The 20592-nt window shown below is 50.1% G+C and carries 22 protein-coding genes and 1 tRNA gene; 20 read left to right on the forward strand and 3 right to left on the reverse strand.

The window, feature by feature from the left end:
* Positions 1 to 37 precede the first annotated feature (37 nt).
* Entirely contained in the window at positions 38 to 1225 is a 1188-nt protein-coding gene (locus METLU_RS0102700) for an O-succinylhomoserine sulfhydrylase (protein WP_027156884.1), read from the forward strand.
* Positions 1226 to 1292: 67 nt separating this feature from the next.
* Here METLU_RS0102700 and METLU_RS0102705 read toward each other — a convergent pair whose 3' ends face one another.
* From METLU_RS0102705 to METLU_RS0102715, 3 genes are all read right to left on the reverse strand, one after another.
* Positions 1293 to 1694, reverse strand: coding sequence for an acyl-CoA thioesterase (locus METLU_RS0102705; protein ID WP_027156885.1), 402 nt, complete (start codon positions 1692 to 1694; stop codon positions 1293 to 1295).
* Positions 1695 to 1796: 102 nt separating this feature from the next.
* Positions 1797 to 2057: a glutaredoxin 3 gene (gene grxC, locus METLU_RS0102710; RefSeq protein ID WP_027156886.1), complete on the reverse strand. Its 261-nt coding sequence runs from the start codon at positions 2055 to 2057 to the stop codon at positions 1797 to 1799.
* 50 nt (positions 2058 to 2107) lie between these two features.
* Positions 2108 to 2743, reverse strand: coding sequence for a class II aldolase/adducin family protein (locus METLU_RS0102715; RefSeq protein WP_027156887.1), 636 nt, complete (start codon positions 2741 to 2743; stop codon positions 2108 to 2110).
* Between the two features lie 180 nt (positions 2744 to 2923).
* Between METLU_RS0102715 and nrdR the strand changes: the two genes are divergently transcribed.
* From nrdR to pgsA, 19 genes are all read left to right on the forward strand, one after another.
* Positions 2924 to 3376 carry a transcriptional regulator NrdR gene (gene nrdR / locus METLU_RS0102720; protein ID WP_027156888.1) on the forward strand — a complete coding sequence of 151 codons (453 nt, stop codon included), beginning with the start codon at positions 2924 to 2926 and terminating at the stop codon, positions 3374 to 3376.
* Positions 3377 to 4468, forward strand: coding sequence for a bifunctional diaminohydroxyphosphoribosylaminopyrimidine deaminase/5-amino-6-(5-phosphoribosylamino)uracil reductase RibD (ribD, locus tag METLU_RS0102725; RefSeq protein WP_027156889.1), 1092 nt, complete (start codon positions 3377 to 3379; stop codon positions 4466 to 4468).
* A 14-nt stretch (positions 4469 to 4482) separates the two neighbouring features.
* Positions 4483 to 5139, forward strand: a complete 657-nt coding sequence (locus METLU_RS0102730; RefSeq protein WP_027156890.1) for a riboflavin synthase — start codon at positions 4483 to 4485, stop codon at positions 5137 to 5139.
* Between the two features lie 8 nt (positions 5140 to 5147).
* The gene (gene ribBA, locus METLU_RS24340) at positions 5148 to 6302 is read left to right on the forward strand and encodes a bifunctional 3,4-dihydroxy-2-butanone-4-phosphate synthase/GTP cyclohydrolase II (RefSeq protein ID WP_051299747.1); all 1155 of its coding nucleotides are present in this window, start codon (positions 5148 to 5150) and stop codon (positions 6300 to 6302) included.
* Between the two features lie 8 nt (positions 6303 to 6310).
* Positions 6311 to 6787: a 6,7-dimethyl-8-ribityllumazine synthase gene (gene ribH, locus METLU_RS0102740; protein WP_027156891.1), complete on the forward strand. Its 477-nt coding sequence runs from the start codon at positions 6311 to 6313 to the stop codon at positions 6785 to 6787.
* Complete coding sequence (nusB, locus tag METLU_RS0102745) at positions 6787 to 7230, forward strand: transcription antitermination factor NusB (protein ID WP_027156892.1); 444 nt, start codon at positions 6787 to 6789, stop codon at positions 7228 to 7230. Before ribH ends, nusB begins: the two co-directional genes overlap by 1 nt.
* Positions 7230 to 8165: a thiamine-phosphate kinase gene (gene thiL / locus METLU_RS0102750; RefSeq protein ID WP_027156893.1), complete on the forward strand. Its 936-nt coding sequence runs from the start codon at positions 7230 to 7232 to the stop codon at positions 8163 to 8165. Before nusB ends, thiL begins: the two co-directional genes overlap by 1 nt.
* Positions 8149 to 8661, forward strand: a complete 513-nt coding sequence (locus METLU_RS0102755; protein WP_027156894.1) for a phosphatidylglycerophosphatase A family protein — start codon at positions 8149 to 8151, stop codon at positions 8659 to 8661. Before thiL ends, METLU_RS0102755 begins: the two co-directional genes overlap by 17 nt.
* A gap of 91 nt (positions 8662 to 8752) precedes the next feature.
* A tRNA-Met gene (locus METLU_RS0102760) sits at positions 8753 to 8829 on the forward strand.
* A 126-nt stretch (positions 8830 to 8955) separates the two neighbouring features.
* Positions 8956 to 9441 (forward strand): ribosome maturation factor RimP, encoded by a 486-nt coding sequence (gene rimP / locus METLU_RS0102765; RefSeq protein ID WP_027156895.1) that lies wholly within the window; start codon positions 8956 to 8958, stop codon positions 9439 to 9441.
* Positions 9431 to 10948 carry a transcription termination factor NusA gene (gene nusA, locus METLU_RS0102770; RefSeq protein WP_027156896.1) on the forward strand — a complete coding sequence of 506 codons (1518 nt, stop codon included), beginning with the start codon at positions 9431 to 9433 and terminating at the stop codon, positions 10946 to 10948. The genes rimP and nusA overlap by 11 nt, the downstream gene beginning before the upstream one ends.
* 10 nt (positions 10949 to 10958) lie before the next feature.
* Complete coding sequence (gene infB / locus METLU_RS0102775; RefSeq protein WP_027156897.1) at positions 10959 to 13646, forward strand: translation initiation factor IF-2; 2688 nt, start codon at positions 10959 to 10961, stop codon at positions 13644 to 13646.
* 5 nt (positions 13647 to 13651) lie between these two features.
* Positions 13652 to 14014, forward strand: coding sequence for a 30S ribosome-binding factor RbfA (rbfA, locus tag METLU_RS0102780; protein WP_027156898.1), 363 nt, complete (start codon positions 13652 to 13654; stop codon positions 14012 to 14014).
* A gap of 6 nt (positions 14015 to 14020) precedes the next feature.
* Positions 14021 to 14932, forward strand: a complete 912-nt coding sequence (gene truB / locus METLU_RS0102785) for a tRNA pseudouridine(55) synthase TruB (RefSeq protein ID WP_027156899.1) — start codon at positions 14021 to 14023, stop codon at positions 14930 to 14932.
* A gap of 122 nt (positions 14933 to 15054) precedes the next feature.
* Entirely contained in the window at positions 15055 to 15324 is a 270-nt protein-coding gene (gene rpsO / locus METLU_RS0102790) for a 30S ribosomal protein S15 (protein ID WP_027156900.1), read from the forward strand.
* Positions 15325 to 15424: 100 nt separating this feature from the next.
* On the forward strand, positions 15425 to 17503 hold the full coding sequence (gene pnp / locus METLU_RS0102795; protein WP_027156901.1) for a polyribonucleotide nucleotidyltransferase: 2079 nt from the start codon (positions 15425 to 15427) through the stop codon (positions 17501 to 17503).
* Between the two features lie 51 nt (positions 17504 to 17554).
* Positions 17555 to 18199 (forward strand): uracil-DNA glycosylase, encoded by a 645-nt coding sequence (locus METLU_RS0102800; protein WP_027156902.1) that lies wholly within the window; start codon positions 17555 to 17557, stop codon positions 18197 to 18199.
* On the forward strand, positions 18196 to 20037 hold the full coding sequence (uvrC, locus tag METLU_RS0102805; protein ID WP_027156903.1) for an excinuclease ABC subunit UvrC: 1842 nt from the start codon (positions 18196 to 18198) through the stop codon (positions 20035 to 20037). The genes METLU_RS0102800 and uvrC overlap by 4 nt, the downstream gene beginning before the upstream one ends.
* Positions 20021 to 20584: a CDP-diacylglycerol--glycerol-3-phosphate 3-phosphatidyltransferase gene (gene pgsA / locus METLU_RS0102810; RefSeq protein ID WP_027156904.1), complete on the forward strand. Its 564-nt coding sequence runs from the start codon at positions 20021 to 20023 to the stop codon at positions 20582 to 20584. Before uvrC ends, pgsA begins: the two co-directional genes overlap by 17 nt.
* The last annotated feature ends 8 nt before the right edge of the window (positions 20585 to 20592 follow it).

Genomic DNA, 20592 nt, shown 5'->3' on the forward strand with positions numbered 1-20592 from the left:
CGAGATCTCTTTTTTCTTCTTAATAAATTAAAAAACGATGAAAGACATTAACTGGAACGAATATTCTCTGGAAACTCAGGCCATAAGAGCAGGGCACAGGCGGACTCATGAAGATGAGCACAGCATGCCGATTTTCGCCACGTCCAGTTATGTCTTCGACAGCGCCGAAGAAGCGGCTTTGCGCTTTACCGGCCAAAAGGCCGGCAATATCTATTCGCGTTTCACGAATCCGACCGTCAATGCCTTTCAGGAACGGCTTGCGCTGATGGAGAAAGGCGAGCGTTGTCTGGCTTTTGCGTCGGGTATGGCGGCCATCATGGCGGTCGGCATGGGCTTGTTGAAAGCCGGCGATCATGTCGTCTGTTCGCGTAGCGTCTTCGGCAATACCGTGCTGATGTTCCAGAATTATTTCGGCAAGTTTGGCGTCGAGACCGATTTCGTGGAACTGACCGATCTGGCGGCTTGGGAATCGGCCATCAAACCAAATACACGCTTTCTATTCCTGGAAACGCCATCCAATCCGCTGATCGAAATCGCCGATATCGAACGCATCGCCGCAATCGCGCATAACCACGGCTGTTTGCTGGTTGTCGACAATGTTTTCTGTACGCCGGTGCTGCAAAAACCTCTGGCATTGGGCGCCGATATTGTTGTGCATTCGGCAACCAAATACATAGACGGACAGGGGCGCTGCGTCGGCGGCGCCGTCGTGGCCAGCGAGGAACTGATCGAGAAGCATATCTATCCCTATCTGCGCACGGGCGGCTCGACCATGAGCCCGTTCAACGCCTGGGTATTTTTATCGGGCCTGGAAACGCTGGCTGTCAGAATGAAAGCGCACTGCGACAGCGCTTTCGAACTGGCCAAATGGCTGGAGCAGCAGCCGGGCGTCGCCAAAGTTCACTATCCCGGCCTGACATCCCATGCTCAGCATGAATTGGCCAGGCGCCAGCAGGCGCACTTCGGCGCTGTAGTCAGTTTTGAACTGAACGGCGGCAAGGAGCAGGCCTGGCGGTTGATCGATTCCACCAAAATGCTGTCGATTACCGCCAATCTGGGCGATGTCAAGACCACCATCACGCATCCGGCCTCGACCACTCATGGCCGGTTGGCGCCGGAAGTTCGCGCCGCGGCCGGTATTAAGGATGGACTGGTTCGGGTTTCCGTAGGCCTCGAAAATATTGATGATATTAAAAACGACCTGTTAAGAGGTCTGGAAAGCTAGGCAAGAAAGGCCGTATTCAGATACGAGGCCGAATAAGTCCTGATCCGTTGCATGAACCTGTAACGGATCAGGGGATGATAGTCCCTTGTTGAAGATCTTGCAGGTCAGCATCGTTCTCATTGATCGGCTTTTTATTGCCGGTCTTGTCAATGCTGACGAATGTGATATTGGTTTCAAAAACCTGGGCAATGCTGCCGGTATCGCGGTCTTCGCACGACACTTTGACATTGTAAGTTGCGGATGTCTTGCCAAGCCTGGTCAGGTTAGTGTCAAACTTCAGGATGGAACCGAGCTTGATGCTCTGTTTAAACACCACATTATCAAGTCCAATCGTGACAAACTCATGGCCAGGAAACTGAAGATTGGCTGCGATATAGCCAATTTCATCAATCCAATGCAGCAGATTGCCGCCGAATAAATAGCCGTAATGATTCAGATGTTCGGGTAAAACCAGTTTGTAGTGATCCATCGTACGCCTCGTGTTTGTAGGAATGTCTGAAAAAAATGGCTTTTTTCGTTGCTGAACGAATATTTTACAAATGACAGCATTTAACGCGAGAAAATGTTGTTCTTAAGATGCGTCTGACAGTAAGGCATCCAGTTTCTTTTGCTGCTCCAGCGTGTAAAGATCATCAAACCCGCCGACATGATAATCGCCGATATAAATTTGAGGCACGGTCCGCCGCTGGGTTTTGCGCATCATTTCTTCTCTCAGTCCAGGCTGCTTATCGACATTGAGCTCAGTATAGTGGGCGCCTTTTTTGTCGAGCAGCCGCTTGGCCATAACGCAGTAAGGGCAAAGAGTGGATGTGTAAATCAGTATTTCAGGCATATCTTTATTAATAATGGCTAATATAGAATGCTATTCTATTCATTATTGGATTACTGTTCAATGCCGAGTGCCAATGATAAATGGTTAATCAGTTCCTGCGCCGCTGACTGTAAGGTGCCGCCGAACGTCACCACGCCGTCTTCATGGCCGAGCATGGTAAATAGCGAAATCTGCCGCAAGTTACCTGATTGGAATAATTGCTCGACAGCCAACGCCATTTCAACCGTGCCGTAAGGAATGTCGGCCAAGGTATGAGGCAGATTGAGTGCTTCGGTGTGGCGCCAGATTTCAGGGCTGTGTACGTGTATGACAGCTTGTATGGCAGGGCTTTGAGCATAGACGCTGGCATGTGTCAGCGATTCGGAAGAAGGTTGGCATAGCCCGAGCGACTGTATCCGGTTTTTTTCAGGTTCCGCTTCAGTGATGAGACAATAATGCTCAGGCTTTAAGTGCTCGATATGTCCGGTCTGGGTGCCGCTGATAATGAATTGACTGCTGCCGGGTTTCAGGCGCTGGCTGATATTGCCGAATCCGAGGTTGTCATATTTATCGGCGCGTTGCCCGATAAGGCCGAGCCGGAAAAGCACTGTGCGCCAGGCATTGATCTCGGTTAATGACAACGCAGGCGTGATCGGTTGTTGCGTGTGGCTAAGCCGGTACTTGATGACGCCTTCCTGTTCTTTCATCTTAGCGGAGTCGTGATTGTTGTTTGAGACATGGCACTATATACACCCGCGATCATTATTTAAAGCAGGATGGCTGGTATATCAGAAAATAAAATACGGAGACAGGGCATTGTGTTATAAAATTGGCAATTTTGAATTTGAAGGCTGGATTTCCGGCGCACAAAAATAGTGGCTTAAGTTATGCGATGTCCGTTCTGCGGGGCACAAGATACGCGCGTTATTGATTCCCGGTTGGCGAATGAAGGCGATCAGGTTCGTCGTCGACGCGAATGTATCGCCTGTAAGGAAAGATTCACGACCTATGAGGCGGCCGAATTAACGCTGCCCCGCATTGTGAAGCGCAATGGCATTCGCGAGCCGTTCGAGGAAAACAAGTTGCGGTCGGGCATGTTGCGGGCACTGGAAAAACGCCCAGTCGGCAGCGATGATATCGAGGCGGCCATCAATCGCATAAAAAGAGAGCTGATGGCCAAGGGCGAGCGGGAAATATCGGCGCAGGAGCTGGGCGAGAAAGTCATGAAAGAACTGAGCGTGCTCGATCATGTCGCTTTTGTGCGTTTTGCCTCGGTTTATCGCAGTTTTCAGGATGTCAGTGAATTCACCGACATGATTGAGCATCTACAGAAAAAATAAATGGTACGGTCAACACAGCAGGACGCCATTTATATGGCGAGAGCTATCAGTCTGGCTAAAAGAGGGCTTTATACGACCGATCCGAATCCGCGCGTCGGCTGCGTTTTAGTCAAAGATAATGTTGTCATAGGCGAAGGCTGGCATGTTAAAGCCGGCCAGGGGCATGCAGAAGTCGAAGCCTTAAAAACCGTGGCCGATGCCAGAGGCGCAACCGCTTATGTGACATTGGAACCCTGTAGCCATCACGGCAAAACGCCGCCTTGCTGCGACGCGCTGATAAAGGCCGGCGTCAGTCGGGTTGTGGCAGCCATGCAGGATCCAAATCCTCTCGTAGCAGGCCAAGGACTCGAGATGCTGAAAGCTGCCGGCATCGAAGTCTGTTGCGGCGTATTGGAGCAGGATGCGCGGGCATTGAACCGTGGTTTTATCAAAAGAATGACCGAGAATCGCCCTTTTGTGCGCAGCAAGCTGGCGATGAGTCTGGATGGCCGGACCGCCATGGCGTCGGGCGAAAGCAAGTGGATTACTTCCGCCGAGGCCAGGGCCGATGTGCATAAGTTAAGGGCGCAGAGTTCGGCGATCCTGACCGGAATCAATACCGTTCTGGCTGATGATCCTGCGCTGAACGCGCGCATGGACGATGAAGTCGTGCAGCCTGTCAGAGTCGTGCTGGACTCACAGTTGAAGATGTCGGTGACGGCGCAGATGACGAACCTGTCGGGGCGCAGTTTGATTTTAACCTGCTCGCAGGACGAACAACGGTGGCAGCAGTTGCAGCAAGCCGGTTTCGAAGTTTACGGTTTGCCCGGTCACCAGGGGCGGCTTGATCTGCAGGCGGTCCTGAATTTTCTGGCTGGGCAGCAGGTCAATGAGGTATTGGTAGAAGCGGGCGCCATTTTGAATGGGGCTTTGCTGGCCGAAAACCTGGTCGACGAATGGATCGTTTATATGGCGCCCTGTGTTCTGGGCGATCAAGGCCGAGGGTTATTTACAGTGCCAGGCATGCGGCAGATGAGCGACAAGAAGAGTTTTCATTTGCGCGATGTCAGACACGTAGGCCCGGATTTAAAATTAACACTTACATCGCAGTAATCAGGGGTATTTCCATGTTTACAGGCATCATACTGGCCATCGGAAAAATAGCGGCCATCGAACATCGGGCCGGCGATTGCCGGTTCAAGATCAGCACCGGTAAATTGCCGCTTGACGACGTCGCGCTGGGCGACAGCATCGCCGTTAACGGTGTCTGTTTGACGGCTGTCGAGCTGGGCAAGGATTATTTTTGTGCCGATGTGTCCAACGAAACGTTATCCAGGACCTTGTTAGGCGATGCCGCTGTCGGCACCTCGGTGAATCTGGAGCTGGCCCTGACGCCTTCTACGCGCATGGGCGGGCATATCGTCAGCGGACACGTCGATGGTATCGGTACAGTCATGGAAAAAAAACCGGACGGACGCTCTTTCCGGTTTAAATTCAAAGCGCCCGATAACCTGGCCAAATATATTGCCGAGAAAGGCTCTATCTGTATCAACGGTATCAGCCTGACCGTCAACGACGTGGACGGCGCCACGTTCAGCGTCAATATCGTGCCGCACACGCTGAAGGAGACGACGCTGGGTGAGGCGGTGGCCGGAACCCGGGTCAATCTGGAAGTCGATTTGCTGGCGCGCTATATGGAGCGCTTGATGAAAGGTGATGCGGCGTCTAGTGCCCAGGGTGGCGTAACAGAGGCTTTATTGCAACAAGCAGGCTTTTTGGGCTAGGGGCATCAGTGAATACGATTGAAGAAATCATAGAAGACCTGCGTCAGGGCAAGATGGTCGTCATCATGGACGATGAGGATCGCGAGAATGAAGGCGATCTGCTCATGGCGGCGGCATTTACGCGTCCCGAAGACATCAATTTCATGGCCCGCTATGGGCGTGGCCTGATTTGCCTGACTTTGACCAGTGAACGCTGCCAGCAGTTACGCCTGCCGCTGATGGTCAATGAAAATAAAACCGCGCACTCGACCAATTTCACGGTCTCTATCGAAGCGGCAACGGGCGTGACAACGGGCATTTCGGCAGCTGACCGGGCGCGTACCGTGCAAGCCGCCGTTGCCGCCGATGCGAAAGCCGAAGATCTGGTGCAGCCCGGCCATATTTTTCCGTTAATGGCCAAGCCCGGCGGTGTATTGAATCGGGCCGGGCATACCGAAGCGGGCTGTGATCTGGCGCGCCTGGCCGGTGTGGAGCCTGCGGCCGTTATCGTCGAGATTCTTAATGAAGACGGCTCGATGGCCAGGCGGCCGGATCTGGAAGTCTTTGCGCAGCAGCACAACCTGAAGATCGGCACCATTGCGGATTTGATCCATTATCGTATCCAGCACGAAAATACCCTGGAGCGCATCAGCGAGTGCGCCCTGCCAACGGAATTCGGCGATTTCAGGCTTTACGCTTATCAGGATCGCAATGACAACAATCTGCATCTGGCGCTGGTGATGGGACAGATCTCAGGCGATGAGCCGGTTTTGGTCCGAGTTCATGCGCGCAATTTGCTCGATGATTTATTTGCCTCCAAGCGTAGCGGCGGCAGCGTTTCAATCCGTGAAGCCTTGCAAAAAATAGCCGAGGAAGGTCGCGGCGTTCTGGTGGTCATCAGGCAGAGCGAAGACAATAAATCCCTGGTGGAGTTGATTCATCATTATCAATTGGAAGATCACGGCATTTCCAACTCCGCGCAGGTTGTAGAAGCAATGGACTGGCGGACAACGGGCACCGGTTCGCGGATATTGGCGGACCTCGGTGTGCGCAAATTGAAAGTGTTAGGGACTCAAAAAAGATATGTCGGGTTGTCCGGATTTGATCTGGAAGTGGCCGAGCATGTCGGTGTCGATACCGGTGAGGGTATCGTTTCAGAAAACAATATTAGCAATTTAAATTGAGAAGAAAAATGTCGGCAATAAAGACTTATGAAGGAAATTTATCGGCCCAGGACGGCAAATTCTGTATCGTGGCATCCCGTTTTAACAGTTTTATCGTCGAGCAGCTGGAAGCCGGTGCTATTGATGCGCTGGTGCGCCATGGTGCGGCTAAGGCCGATATTGATCTGGTCAAGGCGCCCGGCGCGTTTGAACTGCCTATGGTTGTTCAGCGTGTAGCGGCAGCCAAGAAATACGATGCGATTATTGCCATAGGCGCAGTGATCCGGGGCGGTACGCCGCATTTTGAATATGTAGCCGGCGAGTGCGTCAAGGGGCTGGCCAATGTCTCGCTGCAATACGATGTGCCGGTCAGCTTTGGCGTGCTGACTGTCGATACGATAGAGCAGGCGATAGAGCGTGCGGGTACGAAAGCCGGCAATAAAGGCGCGGAAGCCGCCATGTCGGCAATCGAGATGGTAAGCCTGTTCAAGAATCTGGAAGTCTGATGAGTCAAGCGCGTACCAATGCCCGTAGAAGTGCTGTTCAGGCATTGTATCAATGGCAGATGACGGGGCAGAATCTCAGCGAAATCGAGCGTCAGTTCCTGGAGGAAGATCGGCTGAAAAATGCCCAAAAAAGCTATTTCACCGAGCTGTTTTACGGCATTCCCAAAAATCTGGCCGCCATTGATCAGGCTTTGTCCGAATTTGTCGACCGTCCGGTCGATAAGATCGATCCGGTCGAAAGAGCCATCTTGCGCATCGGCGTTTACGAACTGATGCATCGACTGGATATGCCATATCGGGTCGTTTTGAATGAAGGTATTAATCTCGCTAAGGATTTTGGCGCCGATGGCAGCCATAGATACGTTAACGGCATCCTCGATAAAGTGGCTCAGAAGCAAAGAGCGCTTGAAATTAAAACCAGATCGGAAGGTAAACAGCCGTAATGCCGGTTTCGGAATTTGCCCTGATTCGGCGGTTCTTTACTAGCCAGCTTGTACAAAATCCGACTACGCGTTTGGGAGTTGGCGATGATTGCGCATTGCTGGCCATTCCTGAAGGTTATGAGTTGGCCGTAACGACCGACACAATGGTCGAAAATGTGCATTTCTTTGCCGGAACCGATCCCGAACAGCTCGGACATAAATTGCTGGCTGTTAATTTGAGTGATCTGGCCAGCATGGGGGCCAAACCTGTCTCCGTGATGCTGGCGCTGACCCTGCCGAGAGTTGATGAGGATTGGCTGGCGGCTTTTGCCACGGGTTTTTTGGCACTGGCTGAGCGCTATTCAGTGGATCTGATCGGTGGCGATACGACGTCCGGCCCATTGACGCTGACCGTGCAGGCCATGGGACTGGTGCCGCGCGGGCAGGCTTTAACGCGTTCAATGGCCAGGCCGGGCGATTTCATCTATATGACCGGTTGCCTGGGTGATGCTGGGCTGGGGTTGAAAATAAGGCAGGGCTATAACTGCGCAAATCCCGATGCGGCTTTAAAGCGGTTCAATAAGCCCGATCCTGCTTGTGTAGCCGGCCAGTCCTTAATTGGCATAGCCAATGCCTGCATTGACTTATCGGATGGTTTGGCCGGGGATTTGGGGCATATTCTGGAGCAAAGCAATGTGGGTGCCTGCCTGAATTGGGACGACTTGCCACTGTCGTCAGCCGTACTGGACTACATAAGCGATACCGGTGACTGGCAGATGCCTCTTTGTGCCGGGGATGACTATGAATTGTGCTTTTCCGTATCACCCGATAAAGCAGGGCTGCTGCCTATCGATTGCAGGAAAATTGGCGTGATTGAGTCTCAGCCCGGGTTGCGACTTAACAAATCGGGTAACATTCAATCATTACAGGTAAAAGGTTTTGAGCATTTTTCTTAATACGCAACTCGGTAAAAACAAACTGACGCCGAAACAGATCCTGTCGGATCCGGTTTTATTTCTAGCTTTCGGTTTTGGTTCAGGTCTGTCGAAAAAAGCCCCCGGTACCTTGGGTACCCTGGCGGCCGTACCTGTATATTGGCTGTTTGCGCAGGCCGATATCGTTGTTTATAGCTTGTTGACGCTAATTGTGATTATTTCCGGTATAAGCATATGCGGCCGGGCGGCGGAAAAACTGGGTGAACATGACTTCGGCGGCATAGTCTGGGATGAAGTTGCAGGTTATTTGATCACGATGTGGCTGGCTCCATCGACATGGCAAGCGCTGGTGCTGGGTTTTGTATTGTTCAGAATATTCGACATACTCAAGCCATGGCCTATTAGATGGATAGACCAAAGTGTAAAGGGCGGGTTGGGCATCATGTTGGACGATGTTTTGGCAGGCATATTTGCGGCTATCGTGTTATTGGTGGCTGTTGACTGGGGTTGGATTTAGGCAATGCGAAACGGCAGATTGCTCTATAGCACTGTAAAATACAAAAATAGGTTGCCAAATCCGAAAAAGTCTTTATAATACAATTATCAATCGCGGGGTGGAGCAGCTTGGTAGCTCGTCGGGCTCATAACCCGAAGGTCGTAGGTTCAAATCCTGCCCCCGCTACCACTTTTTAGGAACCCCATTTATGGGGTTTTTTATTTTCTGGACTTTGGTAATTTGGAAGTCCTCTATTGATTGTTTATGGAAGAGCCTCTGGCTCTTTTTTTATGTGCGAAAATAAGCGAGGAAAAAATGAAACAGGCTCCTGAGCATTTGGTTAATCTAATCGAGCCAATTGTTGAAGGTTTAGGTTATGAATGTGTAGGCATTGAATATAATCCACACCCTAAACATGGTCTGTTAAGAATTTATATTGACAGTGAGAACGGTATTCTGCTTGACGACTGCACGCGTGTCAGTCATCAAATCAGCGGCGTCCTGGATGTCGAAGATCCCATACAAGGCAACTATCAGTTAGAAATTTCTTCGCCGGGCGAGGACAGACCGTTTTTTAAAATAAGTCAGTTCGAACGATATATCGGCAGCACGGTATTGGTGAATTTATTTAAATCCTTGGCTGGGCGTAGAAAAATTACAGGTCGGATTGAAAAAGTCACAGACGATATTGTTACGCTTCAGGAAGGTGATGAGGTTTTTGAGGTGCCATTCAGCGCAATGAGCAAAGCGCGGTTGGTTCCTGACTATTTAATTGAAAAAGGAGGACGCAGTGGCAAATAAAGAAATTTTGTTGGTAGTAGATGTTTTTTCTAATGAAAGGGATATTGAAAAAGAAATTGTTTTTCAAGCGATAGAATCAGCATTAGAAGCGGCCACTATCAAGCGTCATGCAAATCAGATTAAAGCCCGTGTCGTGATTGACCGGAAAACCGGTGATTATGTCACGTACCGGTGCTGGGAAGTCGTCGATGCCAACCCTAATATCGACGGAGATGTGGAGTTTCCGGAAACACAAATTCTTCTGGAAGTAGCCCAGCTGGACAACCCGAATGTGCAGGTAGGCGATATCGTTGAAGAGGAAATTGAGTCGGTTGATTTCGGGCGCATTGCCGCGCAGACAGCCAAGCAGGTCATCATTCATAAGGTCAGAGAAGCCGAACGTCGGAAAATTGTCGAAGCCTATAAAAGTCGCGTCGGTGAACTGATTACCGGTATCGTAAAACGCATTGAAAAAGGCAGCGTTTATCTGGATCTGGGCGGGCACATAGAGGCCTATATTGCCAAGGAAGACATGATTCCACGCGAGCCCGTACGCATCGGTGATAGAATCAGAGGATATCTGAAAGACGTACGTTCAGAGCCTCGGGGACCTCAATTATTCGTCAGTCGAACCGCTCCGGAATTGCTTATCGCACTATTTCGTCTTGAAGTGCCCGAAGCCGGTGAAGGTCTGATTGAAATTCTGGCGGCGGCGCGCGATCCAGGCTCCAGGGCTAAGGTGGCGGTAAGGAGCAATGACCCGCGCCTGGATCCGGTCGGCGCGTGCGTAGGCATGAGAGGCTCCAGAGTACAAGCGGTCTCCAATGAGCTGGCCGGGGAACGCGTTGATATTATCCTTTGGAATCAAAGTGATGCTCAATACGTTATTAATGCCATGTCACCTGCTGAAATTCAGTCCATCGTCATTGATGAAGACAAGCACAGCATGGATCTGGCTGTCAGTTCGGATAACTTGTCCCAGGCTATCGGTCGAGGCGGGCAAAATGTCCGGCTGGCGACCCAGTTGACCGGATGGGAGTTAAACGTTATCGACGCATCTAAAGCCGAAGAAAAAAGCGAAGCTGAAGAAGGCGAAATAAAACGCCTATTTATTGAACAGCTGGATATCGATGAAGAGATCGCGGCCATTCTGGTCGAGGAAGGCTTTAATACGATTGAAGAGGTGGCCTATGTTCCGGTCAGTGAAATGCTGGAAATTGAAGGGTTCGATGAAGAACTCGTTAACGAGCTCAGAAGCAGGGCTAAGGATGCCTTATTGATTAGCGCCATTGCCTCGGAAGAAAAACTGGAAACAGCTGAGCCAGCGCAGGACTTGCTGGAGATGGAAGGCATGAACAGAGATCTGGCCTACGAGATGGCCAGTCAGGGCATTATTACGATGGATGACTTGGCGGAGCAGTCGGTGGACGATTTGCTGAGGCTTTCCGGAATAGATGAAGATCGGGCGGCAAAATTGATTATGAAGGCACGTGAGCCTTGGTTTGCCGAGGAAAAGGCGAGTAAGTAAGGGGTAGGAAATGAGCGAAAAAACAGTACGGCATTTAGCTGAGGTAGTAAAAATACCTTTGGAACGATTATTAGAGCAGCTGAAAGAAGCAGGATTATCCGCTAGCGCCCCTGATGATGTAATTAGTGATGATGAGAAAATGCAGTTGCTGGCGCATTTGCGTAAGCGGCATGGTAAATCCGAGGGCTCCGATGAAGGTACGCCTAAACGCGTGACTTTGAAACGCAGAAAAGTCAGCGAGCTTAAACAGGCAAGTGTGCCGGGCAGTACGACGAAGACAATCAGCGTTGAAGTACGTAAAAAGAAGACGTATATCAAGCGGACTGAAGTCAGCGAATCTGACGAACAAAAAGAGTTGGAACTTGCCAGACAGGCGCAGGAAGAGCAGCAAAGACAGCTTGAGCGCGAGGAAGAGGCCCGCCGGAAGCAGGAAGAAGAGCGCCTGAAGCAAGAGGAAGTGCTAAAGCAAGGCGAAGAGTCTCAACAGCCTGAGAAACAGGCAAAAGCGGCCGAGGCGAGTCAAGAAGTCAAAGTTGAAGAGGTTGAGTCTGAAGTCCAACCTGAGATTGCAGCTGCGCCTGAAATCGAGGCCGAGCCTGAAGCAGAATTCGAGATTGAGTATGAAACCTTAAAAATCAAGGAAGAAAAGAAAGTCAAGCACGACAAGCCCGGTAAAACCAAAGAAGCCGAAGATGTCAGGAAAAAACAGGAAGAAAAGGAGCGTCGCCTCGAAGAGTCCATTAAACGAAATGCTGAAAAAGTAAGGCAGCAAGCCGCAGCGAAACAGGAAATGCTGCAAAAGAAGAAAATACAGGAAGAAGGCGCACGCGCTGGCGGTAAAGAAGGCAAACGCGCCAAGAAAAAAGGCGGCAAGCAATTTGAGCGTGCGGCTATACAGCCTGAAAGCAGGCATCAGTTTGAGATGCCGGTTGCGCCTATCGTGAAAGACGTCACGATACCTGAATCGATTATCGTTTCGGATCTTGCCCAGAAAATGAGCGTGAAGGCGGCTGAAGTAATCAAGCATTTGATGAAACTGGGCATGATGGCGACGATCAACCAGAGCATAGACCAGGAAACAGCGGCTATTCTGGTTGAAGAAATGGGTCATAAAGCCATTATGCAGAGCGAGGATGATCTTGAGCAGGAAATGCTGGCCGAAGCCAAAGCCGAGGATAACCGTGTTGCCTTGCCACGGGCGCCCATCGTAACGATTATGGGGCATGTCGATCACGGCAAGACATCTCTCTTGGATTATATCCGCAAGACACGCGTGGCTGCTGGCGAGGCAGGCGGCATTACACAGCATATCGGCGCGTATCAGGTGAAAACCGATCACGGCTCGGTAACGTTTTTAGATACGCCGGGTCACGCCGCATTTACGGCCATGCGTGCGCGTGGAGCTGATGTGACTGACGTTGTCATTGTCGTCGTAGCTGCCGATGACGGTGTGATGCCACAGACAAAAGAAGCCGTAGAGCACGCCAGAGCGGCCAACGTGCCGATTATCGTTGCGATCAATAAAATCGATAAGCCCGACGCCAACCCCGATAAGGTCATGCAGGAGTTGTCCGCTATCAATGTCATGCCAGAAGAATGGGGCGGCGATGTACAGTTCCTGAAAATTTCGGCTAAGACTGGTGAAGGGATCGACGAGTTGATCGAAGCCTTGATCCTGCAGGCTGAAATTCTGGAATTGACTGCGCCGGTTGAGGGTGCCGCATCCGGTATTGTCATTGAATCGAGGCTGGATAAGGGCCGCGGCGCCGTGGCAACGGTGCTGGTGCAGAAAGGCACGCTGGAAAAAGGCCAGATAGTTTTGTGCGGCCATGAATTCGGCCGTGTCAGAGCCATGTTTAATGAGAACGGCAAAGCCATTAAGGAAGCGATTCCGAGTACACCGGTGGAAATTCTCGGTTTATCCGGCACACCGAACGCCGGGGATGAATTTTTAGTGGTGCAAAGTGAACGAATCGCCAGAGAATTGGCCGAACACCGTGAAGACAGAAGCAAAACCAGTCGTCATGCCGCACAGCAGGCATCGAAACTGGATGAGGTCTTCTTGAAAATGACCAGCGGTGAAACCGCGAGTTTGAATCTGGTCATCAAGACCGATGTTCAAGGCAGTCTGGAGGCATTGCGCGAATCCTTAGTCAGTCTTTCTACGGATGAGGTCGAGGTGAAGGTCGTTTATGGCGGTGTCGGCGGCATTAATGAAGGCGACGCCAACCTGGCACTGGCTTCGGGCGCAATCCTGATGGGCTTTAATGTTCGCGCTGATGCCACGGCTCGGAAATTGATCGAAGAGAAAGGCATTGACCTGCATTATTACAGCGTCATCTATGATGCGATTGATGAAGTCAAAAAATCCATCAGCGGTATGCTGGCACCTGAAATTAAAGAGCAGATCGTCGGTCTTGCTGAAGTTCGCGATGTTTTCCGGTCGCCTAAATTCGGAGCTATCGCCGGCTGTATGGTCATTGATGGATATGTTAAGAGAAATCTGCCGATACGTGTACTGCGCAACAATGTGGTTATCTATGAAGGCCAGTTGGAATCGTTGCGCCGCTTCAAGGAAGACGCCACTGAAGTCAAGATGGGCATGGAGTGTGGCATTGGTGTGAAAAATTACAACGATGTCAGGGTCGGCGATCAGATCGAGGTGTTTGAACGTATAGAAGTTAAACGGGAACTGTAACCTTTATGGCAAAAGAATTCGGTCGTAGCGCACGTGTTTCATCACAGATGCAGAAAGAGCTTTCCTTGATTCTGCAGCGGGATATTACTGACTCCAGATTGGGCTTTATTACCATCAACGAGGTCGAAGTCAGCAAGGATCTCGCTGTGGCAAAAGTTTACGTTACGGTCCTGAATGCCGATGAACAGGGTAAACGGAACAATGTCAAATGGCTGAATGAATTGGCGCCTGTTATCCGTCATGAGCTAGCTAAAAGGATGCGCTTAAGGCATATATCCGAATTGCGTTTCTACTACGATGATTCGTTTGATACCGGCATGCGGGTTGCCGAACTTTTAAGTGATCTGGATAAAAAAGACAGGAATTAGCCGGGCATGAGTAAGCGCAAATCCGGGCGCAATGTCCACGGCATTCTGCTGCTGGACAAACGCCTGGGAGTTTCTTCAAACAAGGCCCTGCAGGAAGTGAGGCGTTTGTTTGACGCCAATAAAGCCGGGCATACCGGCAGTCTGGATCCATTGGCAACAGGCCTGTTGCCGCTGTGTTTTGGCGAGGCGACCAAAGTTTCGGCATTGATGCTCGATGATGATAAGCGCTACGAGGTGCTGATTCAGCTTGGAGTCATGACGGATACGGGCGACGCGGAGGGGCGGATTCTTGAGACCAGGCCGGTGCCTGAGTTGTCCCTTGATGATATCAAGGCCTGTCTGAAAAAGTTTACCGGTGAAATCGATCAGGTGCCTCCGATGTATTCGGCTTTAAAGCATCACGGCAAAAAACTTTATGAATTGGCCCGGGCCGGTGAAACCGTAGAGCGAAAAGCCAGGCGTATCGCGATATACGACTTGCAATTGTTAAGCTTTTCCAAAGACCAGCTGGCGCTGGATGTACGCTGTTCGAAAGGGACCTATATCCGTTCGCTGGCGGAAGATATCGGCCATGAACTCGGTTGCGGCGGAACGGTAAAACAATTGCGTCGACTGGAAGCCGGTCAATTCGTTATCGAAAATGCCAGGACACTGGAACAGTTGTCCGAAATGGATGAGCAGGAACTGCAGCAATGCCTGATTGATGTCGATAAGCCCTTGGAGTCCCTGCCCGCCGTGCAACTGTCCGAGAGCGAAGCAATCCGTATAAAGCAAGGGCAAGCGCTCCAGATCAAAGAAGCCTTGCCGGGTATGGTACGCATGTATCATGCCAGGGTTTTTTTGGGCTTGGGAGAAATGCTATTGGATGGTAAACTAGCGCCGAAAAAATTGTTCAATCTGAACGACGAGCCTGCCTGAACTAAATAGTTCTCGGGCTAAAAAATTACAACTGTTTCTACCCCCTATCGTGGAAACAGTGTATTCAATAGTCGTCATAGACGGCTTTATTTTTAATTTTTTAATCTTAATAGGGATTATAAATGCCATTCACTGCAGAACAGAAAAAAGCAGTCGTAGAAGCCTATCGACTGTCAGAAACTGATACCGGTTCACCCGAAGTACAAATTGCTTTATTGACCGCGCACATTACCCATTTAACGCCACACTTTGCAACACACAAAAAAGACAACCATTCACGTCGCGGCTTGTTGCGCATGGTTAATCAGCGTCGCAAGTTGTTGGATTATCTAAAAAATAAAGACGGTAATCGTTATCGTTCATTAATTGAGCGTCTAGGCTTACGCAAATAAAAAAGCACAAAAGAAACGGCACATACTGGTGCCGTTTCTGCTTTAGCAAGTCATGGATTGAATAAATCTTCAAATAACCTTTACACAAAGGAACCTTATAGTGAATCCTATTAGGAAAGAATTTCAGTACGGCGATCGGCTCGTTACGTTAGAAACCGGTGAAATAGCACGTCAAGCGGACGGTGCTGTTATGATCGATGTCGATGGCACTTCACTGCTGGTCACAGTTGTTGGTAAAAAAGAAGCTAATGGCGGCGATTTTTTTCCATTGACTGTTAATTATCAGGAAAAAACTTACGCCGCCGGCAAAATTCCCGGCGGTTTTTTCAAGAGAGAAGGGCGTCCCAGCGAAAAAGAGACTTTAACGTCTCGTTTAATTGATAGACCGATCCGCCCTCTTTTTCCAGAGGGTTACACGAACGAAGTTCAGATTATCGCCACCGTCGTATCATTGAATCCGGAAGTTGATCCTGACATTCCAGCCTTACTGGGTGCCTCTGCCGCGCTGGCCGTTTCAGGATTGCCTTTTAACGGTCCGGTAGGCGCTGCCTGCGTTGGTTATAAGGACGGTGACTATTTATTAAACCCGTCCCCGGCAGCGTTGAAAGACTCCCAGTTGGAATTGGTCGTTGCAGGCACTGCGCACGCCGTCTTAATGGTTGAATCAGAAGCGCACGGTTTATCTGAAGAAGTCATGCTGGGGGCGGTTTTGTTCGGTCACGAGCAAATGCAGACAGCCATCAATGCCATTAATGAATTTGCCCAACAAGCCGGCGCCGGAATCGTTGAGTGGGTAGCGCCTGAAGTGAATGCCGAACTGGAAAGATTGGTAACGGCGGAAGTTGAGGCGGGCATTAAAGCCGCTTATCAAGTGGCTGAAAAACTGATCAGACAAGAACAGTTGAAAGGCATCAGAAATGCGGCCGTTGAAAAACTGACAGCCGAAGGACAATACGCGGAACAGGATATTCGCGCCATTATCGAATATCTGGAAAAAAAGATAGTCCGCAATTCTATTCTGAATGAAGGCAAACGTATCGACGGACGTACTCTGGATTCAATCAGACCGATCACGATCAGGACCGGCGTACTGCCCAGAACCCATGGTTCCGCCCTATTTACGCGTGGCGAAACGCAGGCCTTAGTAGTCGCGACTCTCGGTACTCAACGCGATGCGCAAATTATCGATGCGCTGTCCGGCGAATATAAAGAGCCTTTCATGTTGCATTACAACTTTCCTCCGTTCAGCGTCGGCGAAACCGGTTTCGTCGGTTCGCCAAAGCGTCGTGAAATCGGCCATGGCCGATTGGCGAAGCGCGGTGTTCAGGCGGTTTTACCTAATATGGATGAATTTCCATATGTGATTCGTGTCGTGTCCGAAATCACCGAGTCAAACGGTTCAAGTTCCATGGCTTCCGTCTGTGGCAGCAGTCTGGCGTTAATGGATGCGGGCGTGCCTATCACTACGCCGGTAGCCGGCATTGCCATGGGCCTGATTAAGGAAGGCGACAGCTTTGCAGTATTGTCCGATATCATGGGTGATGAAGATCACCTGGGTGATATGGATTTCAAAGTGGCCGGTTCCGAGAACGGCATTACGGCGCTGCAAATGGACATCAAAATCGACGGTATTACCGCCGAAATCATGAAGACGGCTCTGGAACAGGCAAAACGTGGTCGTTTGCATATTCTGGGCGAAATGAATAAAGCGCTGTCTACAACGCGCGAGCACATGTCCGATTATGCGCCGCGTATCATCACGTTCAAAATCGATCCGAGCAAGATCCGTGAAGTTATCGGTAAAGGCGGGGCGACGATTCGCGGTATTACCGAACAAACCGGTGCGAGTATCGATTTGACCGATGACGGTCTCGTTAAAATTGCCTCAGTCGATAAAGCGGCCGGAGAAGAAGCTCGCCATCTGATCGAGGAAATTACGGCAGAAGTGGAAGTGGGCAGAGTCTATGAAGGTAAAGTCGCCCGCTTGATGGATTTCGGCGCTTTCGTAACGATACTGCCTGGTAAGGACGGTTTGGTGCACATCTCGCAAATTTCGGATGAGCATGTCGATAAAGTCAGCGACAAATTGTCCGAAGGCGATGTGGTTAGAGTGAAAGTTCTAGAAATCGACCGCCAAGGCAGAGTCAGACTCAGTATGAAAGAAGCAGACAAAGAATAATATATTTGCTGCTAGAGAGAGAAAGGGCCGTTAAGGCCCTTTTTTGTGAGCATGAATTTAACAAAAATATTCGATCAAGAGTGCCGGCAGTGCAAAAGGCTGGATGAATTTCTATTGGAAGTTAAACAGAGCCATCCCGGCTATCACGCTCGTCCGGTGGCGCCGTTTGGCGATCCCCATGCGCGGTTGCTGGTTGTCGGCTTAGCGCCGGGTATGCATGGGGCCAATGCTACCGGTCGGCCATTTACAGGCGATTATGCGGGGCTGCTGTTATATGAAGCGCTGTATGAATTCGGTTACAGCAATCAACCGACTTCCGAATCGTTGGCCGATGGATTGGAGTTAAAAAATTGTCGCATAACCAATGCCGTAAAATGCCTGCCTCCGCAAAACAAGCCGACCGGGGCGGAAATCGCCTTGTGCAACAATTTTCTGGCTGCCGAGTTAAAAGCATTGCCGCTAGGCGCAGTCATACTGGCACTGGGGACTATTGCCCATCAGGCGGTACTAAAAGCCTATGGATTGAAACTGAGTTGCGCCAAATTTGGTCATAATATATTGCATGAATTGCCGGGTGGGCGAATGATGATTGATTCCTACCATACCAGTCGCTACAACGTGCAGACCAACAGGCTGACAAAAGAGATGTTCGCCGATGTTTTTCGTACTATTGGGACATTATTGGATAAAGAGTGAATGTCGAGATTTCAGAAAACGCTTTTGATGTAAAAGCGTTTTTAAAAAGCCTGACCACGCGTCCGGGCATTTACAAAATGCTCAACGATGAAGGCGAGATTATTTATATCGGTAAGGCTAAAAACCTGAAAAACCGTGTTTCCAGTTACTTTAAACCGCAAACGGCCTCGCCTAAGCAACAGGCCATGGTTGCCAAGGTGGCTGCGATCGAAGTGACTGTCACGCATACCGAAGGCGAGGCTTTATTGCTGGAATGCCAGCAGATCAAACGTTATAAGCCCCGCTATAATATCTGCCTAAGGGATGACAAGTCCTATCCCTATATTTTTCTGTCCACTGAGCAGGATTTTCCGCGCATCACCATGCATCGCGGTGCAAAGAGCAAACGCGGCCGATATTTTGGTCCTTATCCCAGTGCCGGTGCCGTCAAGGAAACATTGAAACTGCTGCAAAAGATATTTCCGGTCCGGCAGTGTGAGGACTCGGTCTATAACAACCGTACGCGGCCTTGTCTGCAATATCAGATAGAACGCTGTACCGGGCCATGCGTAGGGTTGATTGACAAACCCGGCTATGCCCAGGATGTGGATAGTACGATCCTGTTTCTGGAAGGCAAAGGCAGTCTGCTGATCGATCAATTGGTCGTTAAGATGGAGATGGCGGCGGCCGATCTTGACTATGAACGGGCGGCCATCTATAGAGACCAGATTTTGAAATTGCGTACTGTGCTGGAAAAGAACTTCGTCCACGGCGAGCGCGGCGATGTTGATATCATAGCCTGCGCCGCCAAGGCCGGCGTGGCTTGTATTCAGGTATTCTTTATCCGCAATGGGCAGCATCTGGGCAATAAGCTGTTTTTCCCTAAAATAACCGATGAACATGAGCCGGTCAGCATTCTGCAAGCGTTTATTCCGCAATATTATCTGGATAGGCAAGCGCCTTATGAACTGATCGTCAGCCATGAGATGGAGGAAACAGAACTGTTAACGGAAGTGTTGGCCGGTCAGGCCAAGCATACCGTTAATATTTCTCCCAGAGTCAGAGGAGAGCGTTTAAAATGGTTGCAAATGGCCTGCACGAATGCAGAAAACGCATTGCTGAGCAAATTATCGGATAAACAGGGGCTTTATGCCCGGTTTCTCAGTCTGCAGGAAGAACTGGGCTGCAAGGAGTTGCCCAAACGCCTGGAATGCTTTGATATTAGTCATACCCAGGGCGACCAGGCGGTTGCATCTTGCGTTGTTTTTGATAGGGAAGGTCCGGTAAAATCAGCGTATCGCCGTTTCAATATCGAAGGCATAACCGGGGGCGATGACTATGCCGCCATTCATCAGGCTGTGTTCAGACGCTTTAAACGGCTGAAGCAAGGAGAGCATGCTGCGCCCGATATATTATTTATCGATGGTGGCAAAGGACAGGTATATGCGGCCCAAAAGGCATTAGCGGAATTAGACATAAACAATGTTATGATAGTGGGTGTTTCGAAAGGGCCGGATAGAAAACCCGGTATGGAAAAATTGATTCTGGTTGAGCAGGATCAACCTATTGATATAACACCCGGCGCTAGTGGTTTATTGTTGATTCAGCATATCCGTGATGAAGCCCACCGGTTCGCGATAACGGGGCACAGGCAGCGTCGCGGTAAAGCAAAAAAACAGTCCTTATTGGAATCTATTCCAGGGTTGGGGCCTAAGCGACGTCAGGTTTTATTGAAACAGTTTGGGGGGCTGCAGGGTATTTCACGGGCTGGCGTGGATGCACTTTGCAGTATAGACGGCATAAGCCAGCAATTAGCGCAACGAATTTACGATATATTCCATCATCAAGATGACATTTAACTTACCGACAACGCTTACCCTGTTAAGAATTATATTAATTCCTTTATTAACGGTTATTTTTTATCTGCCCTGGCAATACTCCAACCTGGCCTGTACGCTGATTTTTATTATCGCAGGCATTACGGACTGGCTGGATGGCTATCTGGCCCGAAAAATGGCGCAGGAAACGCCGTTCGGCGCTTTTCTGGATCCGGTGGCCGATAAATTGATGGTGGCGATTGTCCTGGTGCTGATTGTTCAGCAGCAGCCAAATGCTTATATGGCTATTGCCGCCGCCGTTATTATCGGCAGGGAAATAACGATTGCTTCACTAAGAGAATGGATGGCGGAAATCGGTAAGCGAGCAAAAGTCAAGGTTTCCCAATTAGGCAAATGGAAAACGACTGCCCAAATGTTGGCCATTACGCTATTGTTATATCATGAGGATCTGGCTGGCATTCCGGTAAACATTGTGGGTTATGTTCTTCTGTATATTGCCGTCTTATTAACACTGTGGTCTATGGTTAATTACTTAAGGGCTGCGTTGACAGCTATCACGGAGCAGTAATGATGCTG

It is taken from the genome of Methylobacter luteus IMV-B-3098 (genome assembly GCF_000427625.1).
GTDB classification, from domain to species: domain Bacteria; phylum Pseudomonadota; class Gammaproteobacteria; order Methylococcales; family Methylomonadaceae; genus Methylobacter; species Methylobacter luteus.